This is a genomic window from Streptomyces pseudogriseolus (assembly GCA_002154585.1).
GTDB lineage: Bacteria > Actinomycetota > Actinomycetes > Streptomycetales > Streptomycetaceae > Streptomyces > Streptomyces pseudogriseolus.
Map to the genome: position 1 here is coordinate 1 of MUNG01000210.1, position 17,439 is coordinate 17,439.

General features: G+C 72.1%; 14 protein-coding genes and 1 pseudogene. 1 reads left to right on the forward strand and 14 read right to left on the reverse strand.

The window, feature by feature from the left end; translation table 11 throughout:
- The 8 genes and pseudogenes from CCN29_RS19650 to CCN29_RS19685 form a co-directional block, all read right to left on the reverse strand.
- Positions 1–1,184, reverse strand: a pseudogene (locus CCN29_RS19650) (hypothetical protein); the annotation flags it as partial.
- Positions 1,181–2,074, reverse strand: coding sequence for an FAD binding domain-containing protein (locus CCN29_RS19655; RefSeq protein WP_086683428.1), 894 nt, complete (start codon positions 2,072–2,074; stop codon positions 1,181–1,183). The gene CCN29_RS19655 and the pseudogene CCN29_RS19650, both read right to left, overlap by 4 nt.
- Before the next feature lie 330 nt (positions 2,075–2,404).
- Entirely contained in the window at positions 2,405–4,051 is a 1,647-nt protein-coding gene (locus tag CCN29_RS19660; protein WP_086683431.1) for a beta-N-acetylhexosaminidase, read from the reverse strand.
- A gap of 1 nt (position 4,052) precedes the next feature.
- Positions 4,053–4,898 carry a carbohydrate ABC transporter permease gene (locus CCN29_RS19665; protein WP_086683433.1) on the reverse strand — a complete coding sequence of 282 codons (846 nt, stop codon included), beginning with the start codon at positions 4,896–4,898 and terminating at the stop codon, positions 4,053–4,055.
- Positions 4,899–4,927: 29 nt separating this feature from the next.
- Complete coding sequence (locus CCN29_RS19670) at positions 4,928–5,875, reverse strand: carbohydrate ABC transporter permease (RefSeq protein WP_086683435.1); 948 nt, start codon at positions 5,873–5,875, stop codon at positions 4,928–4,930.
- A 38-nt stretch (positions 5,876–5,913) separates the two neighbouring features.
- Entirely contained in the window at positions 5,914–7,206 is a 1,293-nt protein-coding gene (locus tag CCN29_RS19675) for an extracellular solute-binding protein (RefSeq protein WP_086683438.1), read from the reverse strand.
- Positions 7,207–7,438: 232 nt separating this feature from the next.
- On the reverse strand, positions 7,439–7,720 hold the full coding sequence (locus CCN29_RS19680) for a DUF3039 domain-containing protein (RefSeq protein WP_006134439.1): 282 nt from the start codon (positions 7,718–7,720) through the stop codon (positions 7,439–7,441).
- Between the two features lie 30 nt (positions 7,721–7,750).
- Positions 7,751–8,323, reverse strand: coding sequence for a YqgE/AlgH family protein (locus tag CCN29_RS19685; RefSeq protein WP_006134440.1), 573 nt, complete (start codon positions 8,321–8,323; stop codon positions 7,751–7,753).
- A 310-nt stretch (positions 8,324–8,633) separates the two neighbouring features.
- Here CCN29_RS19685 and murA point away from each other — a divergent pair, with 310 nt between their 5' ends.
- Positions 8,634–9,980, forward strand: a complete 1,347-nt coding sequence (murA, locus tag CCN29_RS19690) for a UDP-N-acetylglucosamine 1-carboxyvinyltransferase (protein ID WP_006134442.1) — start codon at positions 8,634–8,636, stop codon at positions 9,978–9,980.
- 212 nt (positions 9,981–10,192) lie between these two features.
- Here murA and CCN29_RS19695 read toward each other — a convergent pair whose 3' ends face one another.
- The 6 genes from CCN29_RS19695 to CCN29_RS19720 all read right to left on the reverse strand — a co-directional run bounded on the left by CCN29_RS19695 (position 10,193) and on the right by CCN29_RS19720 (position 17,382).
- On the reverse strand, positions 10,193–10,474 hold the full coding sequence (locus CCN29_RS19695; protein ID WP_003990598.1) for an HU family DNA-binding protein: 282 nt from the start codon (positions 10,472–10,474) through the stop codon (positions 10,193–10,195).
- 394 nt (positions 10,475–10,868) lie between these two features.
- Entirely contained in the window at positions 10,869–12,278 is a 1,410-nt protein-coding gene (locus tag CCN29_RS19700; RefSeq protein ID WP_006134444.1) for an NAD-dependent malic enzyme, read from the reverse strand.
- A 395-nt stretch (positions 12,279–12,673) separates the two neighbouring features.
- Entirely contained in the window at positions 12,674–14,971 is a 2,298-nt protein-coding gene (locus tag CCN29_RS19705) for a HelD family protein (RefSeq protein ID WP_086683441.1), read from the reverse strand.
- Between the two features lie 60 nt (positions 14,972–15,031).
- Positions 15,032–15,796, reverse strand: a complete 765-nt coding sequence (locus tag CCN29_RS19710; RefSeq protein ID WP_006134446.1) for a zf-HC2 domain-containing protein — start codon at positions 15,794–15,796, stop codon at positions 15,032–15,034.
- 74 nt (positions 15,797–15,870) lie between these two features.
- Entirely contained in the window at positions 15,871–16,455 is a 585-nt protein-coding gene (locus CCN29_RS19715) for a sigma-70 family RNA polymerase sigma factor (protein ID WP_078492847.1), read from the reverse strand.
- Between the two features lie 339 nt (positions 16,456–16,794).
- The gene (locus CCN29_RS19720; protein ID WP_006134448.1) at positions 16,795–17,382 is read right to left on the reverse strand and encodes a CGNR zinc finger domain-containing protein; all 588 of its coding nucleotides are present in this window, start codon (positions 17,380–17,382) and stop codon (positions 16,795–16,797) included.
- Positions 17,383–17,439: the final 57 nt, after the last annotated feature.

A 17,439-nucleotide genomic window follows, 5' to 3' on the forward strand; every position in this document is an offset into this window, starting at 1 on the left:
TCGGAGGCCTCCGGGCCGTCCGGGCCTCCAGGACCGTCCGCGGCGGGCGCGTCGTCGTCGGAGGAGGGCTCCGAGGGCCCCTCGGAGGGCTCGGCGGGGGCCTGGGCGTCCGCGGGGCCGCCGTCGGCGTCGGACGCCCCGGAGGCGGGCTCCTCGCCGCCCTGCGGGGCGTGCGGGTGCTCGCGGCCCCCGGCGTTCTCGGTGTCCGCGTCGGCGGCACCGTCCGCGCCGGCCGCGCCGTTCCCGCCCTCCGTACCGTCGCCGGACTGCCAGGGCTGCTCGGCCCCGGACGCCCCGGGGTGCTCCGGGTGTTCCTCGGCGGGCAGCGGCTGGGACGCGTGCGGGGCGTCGTGCGCGGAGGCGTCCTCGGCGGCGGGCGCGCCCGTGTGCTGGTGGGCGGCGGGGTCCTGCGTCTCGGGCGCGGGGCCGTGTTCGCCGGCCTCGTGGCCGTACGCGCCGCCCTGGCCCGGGTGGGCGCCGCCCTGCGGCCCGTACGCGCCGCCCTGCTGCTCGTGGTCCTGCGGCACGCCCGGTACGCCGGGGCCCCACGGGGTGCCGATGGACTGGGACTCGGCCCAGGGGGCGGCGGCGCCGCCCGGGAGGGTCGCCGGAGGGGGGCCGCCCCACTGCTCGGCCAGGGCGGACGTGGTGAACTCGCCGGACTCGTCCGGCAGGTCGCCGCCCGCCACGGGGATCGACCACTGCCCGGTGACGTCCTGCCCGGGCGCCTGGCCGTGCCCGTGGTGCTGCGCCGCGGGGTCCTGGCCGTGCGCGTGGTGCTGTCCCTGCGCGTGCTGCTGTCCGGCCGCGTTCGGGTCGTAGGCCCACTGCCCGCTCGCGCCGGGGTCGTAGGCGAACCGGTCGCCCGCCGTCGCGTCGGGCTCCGCCGTCCCCTGGTCGTGCCAGCCGGCCCCGTCGACCGGGGCGCCGGGCGTGGCCCAGCTGCCGGTGGCCGCCGGGTCGGTGCCCGCGGAGGTGGCCGGCGTGACCGTGATCTGCGGCGGCACGTAGCCGTGGCCGGGCGCGGCCAGCGGGCTCTCCATGGCGTCCAGCAGGGCGTCGATGCCGCCCTCGGGGAGGTTCACGAAGGCCGTGGCGCCGTCGTCGTAGTCGCCCTGCGGCAGCGGGTCCCAGCGGCTGCCGCCCGGGGGCGTGCCGCCCTGTCCGTGCTGGTCGTCGGTCACGACAACGCCCTCCCCAGTGCTCGTCGGGCCAGCGCGGCGACGGTGCGCCGCAGGTGCAGTACCGCGGGCGGCAGCGGCGGAACGGTGCCGTCCTCGCCGGGCGCGGCGTCGGGGATGCAGGCCGCGGCGACGTACTCCCCGAACGCGCTGAGCGCCTCGGGCACGATCGCGCGGTTGTTGTCCCAGTCGATGAGCTGCGCGACCCACTGCTCGGCCTCCAGGGGCCGCAGCGGCATCGGCGCGATGGCGCCCACCGCGCAGCGCACCCCGCGCCGGGCGGGGTCGAGCACGAGGGCGACGGAGGCGACGGCGCGGCCGGGTCCGGTGCGGCCGGTCGCCTTCAGGAAGACCTGGGGGGCGTGCAGCAGCGGTACGCGCACATAGCCGATGAGTTCGCCGGGGCGCAGCACGTCCATGCCGGCCAGCAGGTGCGACACCGGGACCTCGCGGCGGGCGCCGCCCGGGCCCGCGACGATCAGCGTCGCCTCCAGGGCGGCCAGCACGGGCAGCGCGTCGCCGGTGGGGGCGGCGGAGGCGATGTTGCCGCCGAGGGTGCCGGCGTTGCGGATGTGCGGGGGTCCGGCGGCCCGCGCGGCGGCGGCGAGCGCCGGGATGAGCGCGGCGAAGTCGGGGCGCCCCATGCGCGCGTGGGTGAGTCCGGCGCCGAGCAGCGCGTGTCCGTCCAGGTACTGCCAGCCGCGGATCTCGCTGATCCTGCCGAGGCCGACCAGCGCGGCGGGCCTGAGCTGCCCGGAGTTGACGGCGGCCATCAGGTCGGTGCCGCCCGCGACGGGCACGGCGGCGGGCATGGCGGTGAGGGCCGCCACGGCCTCGTCCAGCGTCGTGGGCAGCGTCACGGCCTGCGCCGCCTGCGGTGCGTGCGTGCTCAAAACCGGCTGCCCCTTCCCGCTGCCCCACCTGGTCCCGCCCGTGCGCCGTACGGTACGTGCTGACAGGGCGGACGTGGCAACTCTGGCACATCTTGGCAGGTGCCGAAGACGGGGGTCCGCTAGGAGGCATTCGCCCGCCTGGGCCCGGACCTGGCCGATTCCGTTCCCGAATCACCGTGGCACCGCGGAATCAGGGCCTTCGGAAGCCCTTGTTCCGTTATGACCCGGCTCGTTCGGCCCGCAGCGAACGCGGGTGGCAGGGGTCGTCCCCCGGGGCGGAGGAGCACCGGGGGACGAGCGGGGTACGCGGCTGACGACCGGGGTACGCGGCTACACGGCGGGCGGCGGTCCGTCGACCGGGCGGCCCAGGACGCCCGGGCGGCGCTGCCACGGGCGGGGCCCTGTGGGCGGGCGGTAGGCGACGCCGAGGGCGTCCAGGCGCCGGTAGTGCTCGGTCATGCGCCGCTCGAAGCCGGGGAAGTCCCGGTCGGCGGGGGCCGGCAGCTCGCTCCAGGCGACCTCGGACAGCGCCACGAGCCGGGGGAACGTCTGGTAGTCCACGCGCCCCTGGTCCTCCATCACCTCGGTCCACACGTTGGCCTGCGTGCCCAGCACCCGCGCCCGCTCCTCACGCGTCAGCTCCGCCGGGACCGGCTCGAAGCGGTAGACGTCCTCCAGGGTGCGCACGTACCCGATCGGCACCGGCTCGTCGGGGCCCGCGTCCTGACGGTGGTCCAGGTAGACCTGCTGCTCGGGGCACATCACCACGTCGTGCCCGGCGCGGGCCGCGGTGACCCCGCCCGCGTAGCCGCGCCAGGACGACACCGCGGCGCCCGGCGCGAGCCCGCCCTGGAGGATCTCGTCCCAGCCGATGAGCCGCCGCCCGCGCTCGGCCAGCCAGCGGTCGAAGTGTCCGATGAACCAGGACTGGAGGGCGTCCTCGTCGGCGAGCCCCAGCTTCGCGATCTGTTCCCGCGCCGTCCTCGACGCCCGCCACTGGTCCTTGACGCATTCGTCGCCGCCGATGTGCACGAACGGCGAGAACGGCCCGGCGTCGGCGGGGAAGAGTTCCAGAAGTTCCTCCAGCACCCCTTCGTAGAAGCGCAGGGTGTCCTCGGTGGGGGCGAGGACGTTCGGATTGATGCCCCAGGTGTCCCAGACGGTCAGTGCGGCGGTGTCGACGACATCGGAGTTGCCGAGTTCCGGATACGCGGCGATGGCGGCCTGCGAGTGCCCCGGCACGTCGATTTCCGGGACCACACTGATATGCCGTTCGGCGGCGTAGGCGACGATCTCGCGGAGGTCGTCCTGGGTGTAGTGGCCGCCGTGCGGCCTCTCGTCCCACAGCGGCGAGGCACGGTGGCCGATTTTGGTACGGGCGCGCCACGATCCGACCTCGGTGAGACGCGGATACCGCCGGATCTCCACGCGCCAGCCCTGGTCGTCCGTCAGGTGCAGATGCAGCACGTTGAGTTTGTGCGCGGACATCAGATCGAGATAACGCAGCACGCCTTCCTTCGGCATGAAGTGGCGTGCCACGTCCAGCATCAGCCCGCGCCAGCGGAAGCGGGGCGCGTCCTCGACGGTCGTGTGCGGCACGGTCCACGCCCGGTCGCGGCGCACCGGCGCCCGGCGGAACGCGTCGGGGCCGAGGAGCTGCCGCAGCGTCTGCGCCCCGTGCAGCACGCCGGCCGCGTCACCGCCCTCGACGAGGACGCCCGTACGGTCGCTGACGAGCCGGTACGCCTCCGCGCCGAGCGCCGGCGCGAGGGCGAGCCGGACGCCGCCCCCGGCCTCCGCGGGCTCCCGCGCCTCCCGCCAGGGCAGTCCGGTGGCGGCCCGCAGCGCGGCGCCGAGCCACCGCCCCACACCCTCCGTGCCGGGGCCGGCGTGCAGCGCGGAGTGCGCCGTCAGGGGCGTCTCCCCGGCGCCGGGGACGACGTGCCGGGGCGCCGGGATCAGTGAAGTCGTCACCATGTCAGTCCTTTACCGCGCCGCCCAGTCCGGAGACCAGACGCCGCTGCACGAGTACGAAGAAGACCAGCACCGGAATGGTCATCACGGTGGACACCGCCATCACCCCGCCCCAGTCGGGGTCGTCGGGTTTGTAGAACACCAGCAGCGCCATCGGCAGGGTCGACCGGGAGATGTCGCTGATGATGAACGACTTGGCGAACAGGAAGTCGTTCCAGGCGGAGATGAACGAGAACACACTGGTGGCCACGAGGCCCGGCAGGACGAGCGGGAAAAGGATCTGCCAAAGGAACCGCGCGCGGCTCGCGCCGTCGATGTACGCGGCCTCCTCCAGCGCCTCCGGAACGCCCTTCACGAACCCCCTGAGCATCCAGATCGCGAACGGCAGCGAGAACGCGATGTGCGGCAGGATCAGCGACCACAGCGTGTTCAGCTGGCCGAGATCCCGCATCACGAAGAACAGGGGGATCGTGAGCGCCTCGACGGGCACCATCTGGGCCACCAGGAACATGATCAACAGGGTGGTCCGCAAACGGAACCGGAATCGCGTCACGGCGGTCGCGGCGAGAAACGCGATGAACGCGGAGGCGATCACCACGGCGACCGCGACAACGACGCTGTTGAGAAAGTAACGGCCGAAATCCTGCTGCCCGAACACCCGCCGGAACGAGTCCAGCGTGGGCGCCGCCGTCCACGGCCGCGGCTCGCTCGACTCGATCTCCCCGGCCGGCTTGAAGGCGCTCAGCACCATCCAGTACAGCGGGAAGGCCACCACGGCGGCGACCAGCAGGGCGGTCACCTCGGCCGCCGTACGCCCCGGGCGCCGGACGAGCCGCCGCAGAAGATTCACCCGGGGTTCCGCGTCTTGGCTCACGAGGCTCACAGTTCCTCCCCCTGGCGGCGCAGCAGCCGCAGGTACACCAGCGTCACGGCGAGCAGGATCAGCAGCATCACCACGCCGATCGCGGCGCCCAGGCTGTACTGCGAGGACGCGAACGCCTTCTGGTAGGCGTAGACGTTGAGCACCAGGTTCTGTCCCGCGATGCCCCCGCCGCCCGTCATGACGTAGATCTGCGTGAAGACCTTGAAGTCCCAGATGACCGACTGGATGGTGACGACGACCAGGATCGGGCGGAGCATCGGCGCGAGCACCGACCGCCAGATCCGCCACTGCGACGCCCCGTCCAGCGCGGCCGCCTCCAGCACCTCGGCGGGCACGGCGCGGATGCCGGCGTAGACGGTGACCATCACGAACGGGAAGGAGCACCACACCACTTCGAGCAGCACCAGGAAGAACGCGCTGAACCGCCCGTACGTCCACGAGTGGTCACCGAGTCCCAGCACCCGGTTGACGGGTCCGAAGTCGGCGTCGAAGAGGAACAGCCACACCGTGGACCCGGTGATCGCGGGCGTCGCCCACGCCCCGAGCGCGGCCAGCATCAGCGCCAGCCGGGGCACCGCCCGCACCCGGGTGAGCAGCACGGCGAGCGCACACCCCACGGCCAGCGTGGAGACGACACAGGCCGCCGCGAACACCACGGTGGCCAGCAGCACCTCCCAGAACTGCCCGTCCGAGAACAACGCGGAGTAGTTCCCGAACCCTTCGAAGGTGGTCGGCTCCCCACCGCTGACCTGAGCCTGGGTGTAGTGGAACACCGAGATGAGCCCGAGCTGGTAGATGGGATAGGCGAGGAACCCCCCGAGCACCACAAGCGCCGGCGCGAGATACAACCAGGGCGTGCGCGAACGCCCTGCTCGGGGGCGCGGGGCTGTACCGAATGTGCGGCTACCGCCGCGTGGGCGCGCCGAGCCCCCACTCGCCCGCACCCGCGAACGCTCCAGAACCCCCGCCCCCGTAGGCCCCTTCACCCGACCGACCCGAACGCGTCGTTCATCTTCTTCGCCGCATCCGCCGACGCAGTAGCCACGTCCTTCTTGCCGGACACCACTTCCTGGAACATCGTCGGCAACACCTGCCCCGCATCGATCTGCGCCCACGCCGGCGACGCCGGCACGAACTTCGTGTCAGCCGCGAGCGTCTCGACGAACGGCTTCACGAACGCCTCCTTCGCGGCGACCTGCTGCCGCACGTCGGAGAAGGTCGGGAGGAAGCCCATCGCCTCGAACAGCTCGCCCTGCGCCTTCTTGGACGCGAGCCGCTTCATCAGGTCGACGGCGAGGGTGCGGTGCGTGGTGGACCTGAGCACGCCGAGGTTGTTGCCGCCGGCGAACGCGGGCGCGATCGACCCGGGCTTCAGACCCGGCAGCGGCACGACGGCGTACGCGCCCTTGACCTTGCCGGCCTCCACGGCGGCGTGGCTGAAGTCGCCGCCGATCGCCATGGCCGCCTTGCCCGCGGCGAACGCGGTGATCGTGTCGTTGCCGGTCATCGCGGCGCACTTGGCGGCCGGGCAGTTGTCGTCGCCGAACAGCGAGGTGTACGCCTCGATGCCCTTGCGCGCGGCGGCGCTGTCGATGGCGGCGGCGTACGAACCGCCCGTGCCGGTGGCGAGTTCGCCGCCGTGGGCCCAGATGAAGGGCATCGCGCCGTAGGTGTAGGCGCCGCCGACGGCGATCCCGTACAGCTCGGGCTTCGCGGCGCGGATCTCCTTGGCGGTGGAGATCAGCTCGGCCTGTGTCTTCGGCACGTCGAGGCCGAGTTCCTCGAAGACGTCGGTGCGGTAGTACAGCGCGCGGACGCCGACGAAGTAGGGGACGCCGTAGATCTTGCCGCCGACGGTGACGGACTGGCGGGCGGTGGGGTCGGTGTCCTTGGCCTCGTCCCAGGCGGCGAACTCCTCGGTGACGTCGGCGAGTCCGCCGTCCTTCACATAGCCCGCGGTGTCGGTGTTGCCGTACTCGACGAGGTCGGGCGCGGACTTCGGGTCGTTGAAGGCGGCCTTGATGCGCTGGGCGCGGGTCTCGACGGGTATGTACTCGACGGTGACGTCGGTGCCCTCGTGCGCTGTCTCGAACTCGGCGAGGACGGAGTCGACGACCTCTTCCTTGGGCTTGTTGTTGACCTCCTGGAAAAGCCAGACGCGCAGGGTGCCGGTCTTCTCGTCCTTGTCGGAGGAGGAGTTGCCGGAGGTCTGGGGGGCGCAGGCGGCGGTGGCGAGGACGGCCGCCACGGCGACCATGCGGACGGACAGCTTCATGGAGTGCTCCTCCGAGTGCGTTGCAGCATACGCAATGGCGATTTCGCTGTGCACAACAACACCGGAGGCTAGGGACTGGGTGAACCACGCCACAAGAGGTCTCAACCACTCTGTGACCGGCCGGCGCACCCTGCGCAACGGGCAAGCAGCACAAAGGCCCCCGCGGGCACGCAAAGCGCACCCCGGGGGCCTCGGAGGACTCGGTCCGGCCGCCGTCAGGAGGGGAGGAGGACTACTTGTCGCCCTTGCCCTTGTCGTCGCCGCCGTCGCCCATGGACTCGTAGATCTCCTTGCACATGGGGCACACCGGGTACTTCTTCGGGTCGCGGCCGGGCACCCACACCTTGCCGCACAGCGCCACGACGGGCGTGCCGTCGAGGGCGCTCGCCATGATCTTGTCCTTCTGGACGTAGTGGGCGAAGCGCTCGTGGTCACCGTCGCCGTGGGAGGTCTGCGGCGTCGGCTCGACGAGGGTCCCCGTACCAGTCCCGCGCTCGGGCTCAAGAGTGCTCATAACAGCCAAGGGTACTGAAGCCCGCGCGGCTCAGTTGAGCGAAGGGTCGTCCGGATACGTGGCGACCATCGCCAGCTCGTTGCGCTGCCGGCGCAGCACCTCGCGCCACAGCCGCTCGGGCGCCGGGCAGGACACGTCACCGGGCTCGGACTCCACCACGTACCAGGCGCCGTCGACCAGCTCGTCCTCCAGCTGGCCGGGGCCCCAGCCCGCGTAGCCGGCGAAGATCCGCAGCGAGCCGAGGACGGAGGCGAGCAGCTCCGGCGGGGCCTCGAGGTCGACCAGGCCGATCGCGCCGTGCACCCGGCGCCAGCCCAGCGGCGGCTCCTCCCCCGCCGCCCCGCCCGGGACGACGGCGACGCCGAGGGCCGAGTCCAGCGACACCGGGCCGCCCTGGAACACCACGCCGGGCTCGCCGGCCAGGTCCGCCCAGCCCTCCAGGATGTCGCCCACGTCCACCGGGGTCGGCCGGTTGAGGACGACACCGAGGGAGCCCTCCTCGTCGTGGTCGAGAAGGAGCACCACCGCGCGGTCGAAGTTCGGGTCCGCCAAGGCGGGAGTGGCCACGAGCAGCCGCCCTGTGAGCGAGGACACCTCGGTCATGCCTGACATGATCCCGCATCTTCCCGCCGCGCGGGGAGGCAATGCGGGTGACGGAGTGAACACGCCCGCCGCGCGCGAGAGCTTCCAGGTCGGGCGTCGTCCGGCCGAGGTGAAGGGGTGCGGACGGGCGTCCGGGAGCGCGCCCGGCGCACAGCCCCGCGCGGTGACCCCGCGTGGCCGCCGTTGAACGGTTCGTGTTGTGACAGACCCATGACGTTCCCAGGGCCTCCTCGGGCTTACAGAAGGGGGGTGAAGGGCGATTACCCTTTCCCTTCTGACCCTCTGCCCCACTCCACGGAACGCGAGATTCATGACCGTCAACGACGTCGATGACGTACTGCTTGTCCACGGCGGAACCCCGCTGGAGGGCGAGATCCGGGTCCGCGGTGCGAAGAACCTCGTACCGAAGGCCATGGTCGCCGCGCTGCTGGGCAGCTCACCGAGCCGGCTGCGCAACGTTCCGGACATCCGCGACGTCCGGGTCGTGCGGGGTCTGCTCCAGCTGCACGGCGTGACGGTCCGTCCGGGCGACGAGCCCGGCGAACTGGTGCTCGACCCCACGTACGTGGAGAGCGCCAACGTCGCTGACATCGATGCCCACGCCGGTTCCTCGCGGATCCCGATCCTGTTCTGCGGCCCGCTGCTGCACCGTCTCGGGCACGCGTTCATCCCGGGTCTCGGCGGCTGCGACATCGGCGGACGCCCCATCGACTTCCACTTCGACGTGCTGCGGCAGTTCGGCGCGACGATCGAGAAGCGCGCGGACGGCCAGTACCTGGAGGCGCCGCAGCGGCTGCGCGGCACCAAGATCCGGCTGCCGTACCCGTCCGTCGGCGCCACCGAGCAGGTGCTGCTCACGGCGGTCCTCGCGGAGGGCGTCACGGAACTGTCCAACGCGGCCGTGGAGCCGGAGATCGAGGACCTGATCTGCGTCCTCCAGAAAATGGGCGCCATCATCGCGATGGACACCGACCGGACGATCCGCATCACCGGTGTGGACAAGCTCGGCGGCTACACCCACCGCGCCCTGCCGGACCGTCTGGAGGCCGCCTCCTGGGCGTCCGCGGCGCTCGCCACCGAGGGCGACATCTACGTCCACGGCGCCCAGCAGCGCTCGATGATGACGTTCCTCAACACCTACCGCAAGGTCGGCGGCGCCTTCGAGATCGACGACGAGGGCATCCGTTTCTGGCACCCGGGCGGGCAGTTGAAGTCCATCGCCCTGGAGACCGACGTGCACCCCGGCTTCCAGACCGACTGGCAGCAGCCCCTGGTGGTCGCCCTGACGCAGGCCACGGGCCTGTCCATCATCCACGAGACGGTCTACGAGTCCCGCCTGGGCTTCACGTCCGCGCTCAACCAGATGGGCGCCCACATCCAGCTCTACCGCGAGTGCCTCGGCGGCTCCGACTGCCGCTTCGGCCAGCGCAACTTCCTGCACTCCGCGGTCGTCTCCGGCCCGACGAAGCTCCAGGGCGCGGACCTCGTGATCCCCGACCTGCGCGGCGGCTTCTCGTACCTGATCGCCGCCCTGGCCGCCCAGGGCACGTCCCGCGTCCACGGCATCGGCCTGATCAACCGCGGCTACGAGAACTTCATGGAGAAGCTCTCCGCCCTGGGCGCCAAGGTGGAACTCCCGGGCAAGGCCCTCGGCTAGACACCCGGCGCGGACACCGATGGGGCGGTCACCCAGTGTGGGTGACCGCCCCATCGGCGTTCACTGCAACGCCCCTCCAGGGGCGCGGGGCTGTATTCGATCTGCGGCTACCGCCGCGTGGGCGCGACAAGCCACAACGACGCCGCACCCGCCCACGGGCACCCGGCCGAACGGCGTTGAACCGCTCAGGCGTGAGGCGCCCGCAGGGCGCCTTACTTACCCTTGGCCGCTTCCTTGAGCTTCGACCCCGCCGACACCTTCACGCTGTACCCCGCGGGGATCTGGATCGGCTCACCGGTCTGCGGGTTGCGCGCGGTGCGCGCAGCGCGGTGGGTGCGCTCGAAGGTCAGGAAGCCGGGGATGGTGACCTTCTCGTCGCCCTTGGAGACGATGTCGCCGACGACGTCGGCGAACGCGGCCAGCACGGCGTCGGCGTCCTTGCGGGTCACCTCGGCGCGGTCGGCCAGCGCGGCCACCAGCTCACTGCGGTTCATGTTGTTACTCCCGTGTTCTTCTTGCCGTTGAGGCGTGCCACGCGGCGGAGCCGCATGTCGGGCACGGCGAAAGCCGATGCTGCCAGGTTCCTCGGTGAGTCCCCGGACCCGGGTCCTTCGTCGGACCCTCGCGCCCAGGGACGCATCCTGCCTCTACCTGCGGCGGTAATGCCAATCCGGCACCCGCAGGAGTCGTGAGAACACCCGAGGGAGTCACACGAAGAGCGCCACGGCCTCCGCACGGTGACGCTCCGTCCGCTTCCGGCAGCGGACAGACAGGGGGCCGGAGCCCAGGTCCGGCCGCCACCCTAGAGGGCGGCCAGGACTACGGGTTCCGCGACGCGCCGGTTCAAACCCCGTGGCGATCCTCACAGCGTGCGGATCGCCGCGTACGTCACGCGCCGGCGGCCTTGGCGGCCTCGCGGACGGCGTCGGCGACCGCGCCGGCGACCTTCTCGTTGAAGACGCTGGGGATGATGTAGTTCGGGTTCAGCTCGTCCTCGGTGACGACGTCGGCCAGGGCCTGCGCGGCGGCCAGCATCATCTCGGTGTTGACGGTGCGGGACTGGGCGTCCAGCAGGCCGCGGAAGACGCCCGGGAACACCAGCACGTTGTTGATCTGGTTGGGGAAGTCGGAGCGGCCGGTGGCCACAACCGCCGCCGTCTGACGGGCGATTGCCGGGTCCACCTCGGGGTCGGGGTTCGCGAGCGCGAACACGATCGCGCCCTCGGCCATCGCGGAGACGTCCTCGGCGCCCAGCACGTTGGGGGCGGAGACGCCGATGAAGACGTCCGCGCCGCGCACGGCCTCCTTCAGCGTGCCGGTGAGGTTCTCCGGGTTGGTGTTGTCGGCGATCCAGCGCAGCGCGGAGCCGGGGGCGGCGTCGACCAGGTCCTCGCGGCCGGCGTGCACGACGCCCTGGATGTCGGCGACCACGGCGTTCTTCACACCGGCGGCCAGCAGCAGCTTGAGGATGGCGGTGCCGGCCGCGCCGGCGCCGGACATGACGACCCGGATGCTCTCGATGGACTTGCCGGTGACCCGCAGCGCGTTGGTCAGCGCGGCGAGCACCACGATCGCGGTGCCGTGCTGGTCGTCGTGGAAGACGGGGATGTCCAGGGCCTCGCGCAGCCGGGCCTCGATCTCGAAGCAGCGGGGCGCGGAGATGTCCTCCAGGTTGATGCCGGCGAAGCCGGGGGCGATCGCCTTGACGATCTCCACGATCGCGTCGGTGTCCTGGGTGTCCAGGCACAGCGGCCAGGCGTCGATGCCGGCGAACCGCTTGAAGAGGGCGGCCTTGCCCTCCATGACGGGCAGCGCGGCCTTGGGGCCGATGTTGCCGAGGCCCAGCACGGCGGAGCCGTCCGTCACGACCGCAACGGAGTTGCGCTTGATGGTGAGGCGGCGGGCGTCCTCGGGGTTCTCGGCGATCGCCATGCAGACCCGGGCCACGCCGGGCGTGTAGATCATGGACAGGTCGTCACGGGTGCGGATGGGGTGCTTCGACGCCATCTCGATCTTGCCGCCGAGGTGCATGAGGAACGTACGGTCGGAGACCTTGCCGAGGGTGACGCCCTCGATGCCGCGCAGCTGTTCGACGATCTCGTCGGCGTGGGCGGTGGAGGTGGCCGCGATGGTGACGTCGATCCGGAGCCGCTCGTGGCCCGACGCGGTCACGTCGAGGCCGGTCACCAGGCCTCCGTGGGACTCGACTGCCCCGGTGAGCTGGGACACCGCGGTTCCTCCCGCGGGCACCTCCAGCCGGATGGTCATCGAGTAGGAGACGCTGGGCGCCGTTGCCATGGCCGACTTCCTCTGCTTTTCAACCGTGTCGCGAATCGTGCCGTCCGATCGTCGCACCTACCACCGAGTACGTGGTAGCCGCCCTGGATTGCGGACGTTGTGTTCATCGCCATCTGCCGTCAGGCGGAAAACCGGTTCCACCATACGAGAGGCGTAGGGACGGCAGAAGGGCCCCCGTCACATCTCGTGACGAGGGCCCTTCGAACGCTTGGTGACACCGACCCGCCATGCTCGCCTCGCGGCAAGTGGTCGCTCGAAGCGACTAAGGTTGGGCCCGGGGGCTTGGATCGAGCCGGTGCCACGTCCAGGCTAACAAACGGATCGCCCGGGGCCATTCCCATGACCCGGGGATATTTCCCGCATCCCCCCGCCGGACCGTCCCGCCCGCCGTCCGCTCAGTCCCGCAGCAGGTCGGGCACCCCCGCGGCGTCCGGTTCGTCCCGCTCCGCGGACACCACGGTGAGCTGCTGCGTGGCCCGCGTCAGAGCGACGTAGAGCACCCTGAGGCCGGCCGGCGACTCGTCGGCGATCTCCGCGGGCGAGACGACCACCGTGGCGTCGTACTCCAGGCCCTTGGCCTCCAGGCTGCCCAGCGCCACCACCCGGTCGCCGAGCCCGTCGAGCCAGCGCCGCGCCTCCTCGCGCCGCCGCATCGCCACGACCACGCCCACCGTGCCGTCCACCCGTTCCAGCAGCCGGGCGGCCTCGGTGCGCACGGTGTCGCCCAGCGCCCCCGGGGCCACCGCGAAGCGCGGCTCGACGCCGGTGGAGCGCACCGCGCGCGGCGACTCGGATCCCGGCATGGCGAGAGCCAGGACCTTCGACGCCAGCTCGGCGATCTCCGCGGGGTTGCGGTAGTTCACGGTCAGCTCGAAGCGGCGGCGCGGACGGGTGCCGAGGGCCTCGTCGCGGGCCTGGGCGGCCTCGTCCGGGTCGGACCAGGAGGACTGGGCGGGGTCGCCGACGACCGTCCAGGTGGCGTGGCGTCCGCGGCGGCCGACCATGCGCCACTGCATCGGCGTGAGGTCCTGCGCCTCGTCGACGATGACATGGGCGTACTCGACGCGCTCCTGGGCCAGCCGCTCGGCCCGCTCGCGCTGGGTCTCCTCGCGCACCGGCATCAGTTCCTCCAGGCCGGTGAGCTGGTCCAGCGGGTCGATCTCGCGCTTCTTGCGGGGCCGGGCCGGGGCGCCCAGGATCGCCTGGAGCTCGTCCAGCAGCGCGATGTCGTGCACGGAGCGCCCGTCCCGCTGGAGGGAGCGCGCCAGCTTGCGCACCTCCCCCGGGTTGAGGACGCGCCGGGCCCAGCGACCGAGGCGCCGCTCGTCGGCCATGGCGTCCAGGACGGCGGCGGGGGTGAGCTCCGGCCACCAGGCGTCGAGGAAGGCGGTGAAGTCGTCCTCGGAGGTGATGTCCTCGTCGAAGGAGGAGCGCAGCTCGGCGGCGAGTTCGGGGTCGGTGTGCCGGTTGCCGGCGCCGGAGCGCTCCCACAGGGCGTCCAGGAGGAGCTTGCGGGCGCGGGGGCGCAGCAGGTTGACCGGGGCGGTGCCGCCCAGGGCGGTGCGGCGGACGTCCGCCAGTTCCTCCGCCTCCAGCTCCAGGCGCCGCCCGAAGGCGACGACCCGTAGCCGCTGCGGCGAATCGTTCAGCTCCAGGGCGCCGCGCGCGGCCTTCCTGAGCAGCCGGAGCATGCGGTACGAGCCCTTGATCCGGGCCACGGCCGGGGAGTCGTACACGGTGGCCTCGGCGCCGTCCACGAGGGAGCCGATGGCGCGGATGGCGACCTGGCCCTCCTCGCCGAGCGACGGCAGCACGCCCTCGGTGTAGGCGACGAGCAGCGGGGTCGGGGAGACGATGAGGATGCCGCCCGCGTACCGGCGGCGGTCCTGGTAGAGCAGGTAGGCGGCGCGGTGCAGGGCGACGGCGGTCTTGCCGGTGCCGGGGCCGCCCTCGACGTAGGTGACGGAGGCGGCGGGCGCGCGGATCACCAGGTCCTGCTCGGCCTGGATGGACGCGACGATGTCCCGCATGGTGTGCGTACGGGCCTGGCCGAGCGCCGCCATCAGGGCGCCGTCGCCGATCACGGCCAGCTCGCGGCCGTCGAGGCTGGCCGTCAGCTCCGGGCGCATCAGGTCGTCCTCGACGCTCTGCACCCGGCGTCCCTTGGAGCGGATCACCCGGCGCCGCACGACCCGGCCGGGGTCGACCGGGGTGGAGCGGTAGAAGGGGGCCGCGGCCGGGGCCCGCCAGTCGATGACCAGCGGGGCGTAGTCCTCGTCGAGGACGCCGATGCGGCCGATGTGCAGGGTCTCGGCGATGTCGGCGGTGTTGTCGGGGCGTACGGCGCCCTCGGCGGGCTCGACGGCGGTGTACGCGCCGTCCGGGCCCTTCTTGCCGTCCTTGCCGGGCAGCAGGTCGATCCGGCCGAAGAGGAAGTCCTCGTACTCGTTGTGCAGCCGGTTGAGGTGGACGCCGGCCCGGAAGACCTGGGCGTCCCGCTCGGCGAGGGCGCCGGGCGTGCCGACATGGCCGCGCTGGGCGGCGTCGCGCATGAGGAACTCGGCCTCGGAGATCTTCTCCTCGAGGCGCCGGTACACCCGGTCCAGGTGTTCCTGTTCCACACGGATCTCCCGGTCGCGAACGGAGTCGTGAACCGGGACGACCGCGGATTCCTGTTGAGCCTGAGCGGCCACCGGGCCCCCTTCTGACGTGCTGGGCAGCCGTCAACCGTACGCGAAGGGGGCCCCGTGCGGCTACGCGTCGACCTCGACGAGCGTCTTGCCGTCGAAGGTGGCGATCACGAAGTGGTCGATCTGGTTGCGCTCGAAGGCGGCGCCGCCCTGGACGTACAGCGGCTGCTTGCCCTTGTCGGTCGTGGCGTCGGGCAGTCCGTAGCCCTCGCCCGTGACCGCCCAGGAGTTCACCGTCTCGCGCTCGCCGTTCTTGCCGACGGCGATGAGCGAGCACTTCTGTCCGCCCTTGACGTTCTTCAGCTCGGTGACGATCTCGGTGCCCCAGAGCTTGTCCGCCAGCGCCACCGTGGCGGTCACCCCGGTGCCCGGGTCGGTCGCCGTGACCTTCTCGGAGCTCTTGTCGAAGGCGTCCTTCGCCGGGTTGGCCGCGAGCGTCCTGCTGGTGTTTCCACCGCCGCCGCTGCCGCCGTCCCCGCCGCTCGCGGCGACGGCCACGAACGGGCCGCTGACGATCAGCGCGCCGGCCGCGGCGACCATGTAGAAGTTCCGGCGGCGCTTGCGCGCCCGGCGCTCGGCGACCTCGTCGACCAGCTTCTCCACCACGCGCGGCGACGGCTTCGCGGACAGCGACTCGCCGATCGCGGGCGATCCGGCGGCGTCCGGCAGGTCCGCGAGCGCGGCCAGCATCGGTTCCATCCCGGCGAGTTCGTCGAGCTGCTGGGCGCACCACTCACAGGTGGCCAGATGCGCCTCGAAGGCGGTCGCTTCGGCGTCGTCGAGAATGCCGAGGGCGTAGGCACCGACGGTCTCGTGTTCGTTCGGCACCGGTGATCCCTCCATGGCACCAGACATACCCGTCCCGCCCGTGCCGAATCCCTGGTTTCCCCCGTACACACTCATCACGCCGTCACCCCCCGCTCCTCCAGAGCCAGCTTCATCGACCGCAGGGCGTAGAACACCCGCGAGCGTACGGTGCCGCTCGGTATGCCGAGTGTCTGGGCCGCCTCATTGACGGTACGCCCCTTGAAATAGGTCTCGACGAGGACTTCCCGGTGCGCCGGGGTCAGGTCGTCGAGTGCGTCCGACAGCGTCATCAGCCACAGCGCCTTGTCGATCTCGTCCTCCGCGGGGATGACCTCCAGCGGCGACGGATCGACCTCCTGCGGCCGGGCCTGCCGGCTGCGGTGGCCGTCGATGACGATGCGGCGTGCGACCGTCACCAGCCAGGGGCGTACCGAACCGGTCGCCCGATTGAGCTGACCGGCGTTCTTCCAGGCACGGATGAGCGTTTCCTGGACGACGTCCTCGGCGCGCTGCCGGTCTCCTGCGACCAGCCTGAGGACGTACGCCAGAAGGGGTCCTGCGTGCTCGCGGTACAGCGCACGCATCAGCTCCTCGTCAGGTTCCGAGGGCTGTGAAGACATGCGATGTCGGGCCCTCGTTCCACGTTCATTGGCCACGGCCGCATCCTTGCGCACGCCCACCTCCGGTGTCCGGGGGATCCCCCAGTCGGTCGCTCGACAACCGGTACGCACGGGGGGCGTTGGGTGTTCAAAGAGAGACGGCAGTTTTCTCGCGGGGATCACGACGACCGGGACATGCACCCACATTCCCCCCGCCCCTCCTTCACATTTCCGACACAGCACGGGCGGGTCGGTCCCGGCGGGACACCGGGAGGATCCAAGGGGGGCGTGACGGAGATCACTTGAGTGGTTTTCGGGATTCCGGGCGCGCGAAAACCGCGAAGGGGATAAGGGAGTTCAATCGGACGTCCGAGCGTGCCGACGGCCGGCGCGGGTGTTCAGGCACGGGTGTGCGGGTGTTCAGGCACGGGTGAGGGCTGCCGTACGGCGGCGGTGCCGGGCCACGCGTTCGCGGTTGCCGCACACCTCGCTGGAGCACCAGCGGCGCCGCCGGCCCCGGGAGGTGTCGACGTACACGATGGTGCAGTTGTCGCCCTCGCACTGACGCAGGCTCGCGCGGGCGGCCGGGTCGGTGAGCAGGTCCACCGCGTCCCGCGCCACCGCGCCGAGCAGCGCGTCGCGTCCGGGCGGGCCGTCGAGCCGGCGCACCAGCGTCCCGTCCGCGCCGGGGACCGCGCGGGGCGCCGGGGGCGCGGAGCGGGCGAGGTCGTTGACCCGGGCGAGCGCGCGGCCGTACGACGGGGAGCCGGGCGCGCGCACCAACGGGACCAGATCCGCGCGCAGTTCGCGGAAGGCGTCCAGCCAGGACGGGTCGGCGTGGGTGAGCGGGGTGCCCTCGGGGACGAGTCCGGCGCCGGTGATCCAGGCCCGCAGCGCGTCGACGGAGCCCAGCCGTTCCCCCGGATGGGTGGTCGCGAGCAGATCCAGGCAGACCCGCCCGGTGTCGAACCTCAGCTCGTAGGACGCCGTGACCGTGCCCAGTGCCATGTCCTGCCACCGCCTAGGTGGGCCCCGCGCGCGTGGGGGGCCCACCTAGGCGGTGGC

What these genes read in the sequence shown, in the direction of transcription:
- CCN29_RS19700 (WP_006134444.1), bottom strand. Translation starts at nt 12,278, where the DNA reads ATGGCAACGGCGCCCAGCGTCTCCTACTCGATGACCATCCGGCTGGAG.
- CCN29_RS19685 (WP_006134440.1), bottom strand. Translation starts at nt 8,323, where the DNA reads ATGACCGAGGTGTCCTCGCTCACAGGGCGGCTGCTCGTGGCCACTCCC.
- CCN29_RS19695 (WP_003990598.1), bottom strand. Translation starts at nt 10,474, where the DNA reads ATGAACCGCAGTGAGCTGGTGGCCGCGCTGGCCGACCGCGCCGAGGTG.
- CCN29_RS19680 (WP_006134439.1), bottom strand. Translation starts at nt 7,720, where the DNA reads ATGAGCACTCTTGAGCCCGAGCGCGGGACTGGTACGGGGACCCTCGTC.
- CCN29_RS19675 (WP_086683438.1), bottom strand. Translation starts at nt 7,206, where the DNA reads ATGAAGCTGTCCGTCCGCATGGTCGCCGTGGCGGCCGTCCTCGCCACC.
- CCN29_RS19660 (WP_086683431.1), bottom strand. Translation starts at nt 4,051, where the DNA reads ATGGTGACGACTTCACTGATCCCGGCGCCCCGGCACGTCGTCCCCGGC.
- CCN29_RS19720 (WP_006134448.1), bottom strand. Translation starts at nt 17,382, where the DNA reads ATGGCACTGGGCACGGTCACGGCGTCCTACGAGCTGAGGTTCGACACC.
- murA (WP_006134442.1), top strand. Translation starts at nt 8,634, where the DNA reads ATGACCGTCAACGACGTCGATGACGTACTGCTTGTCCACGGCGGAACC.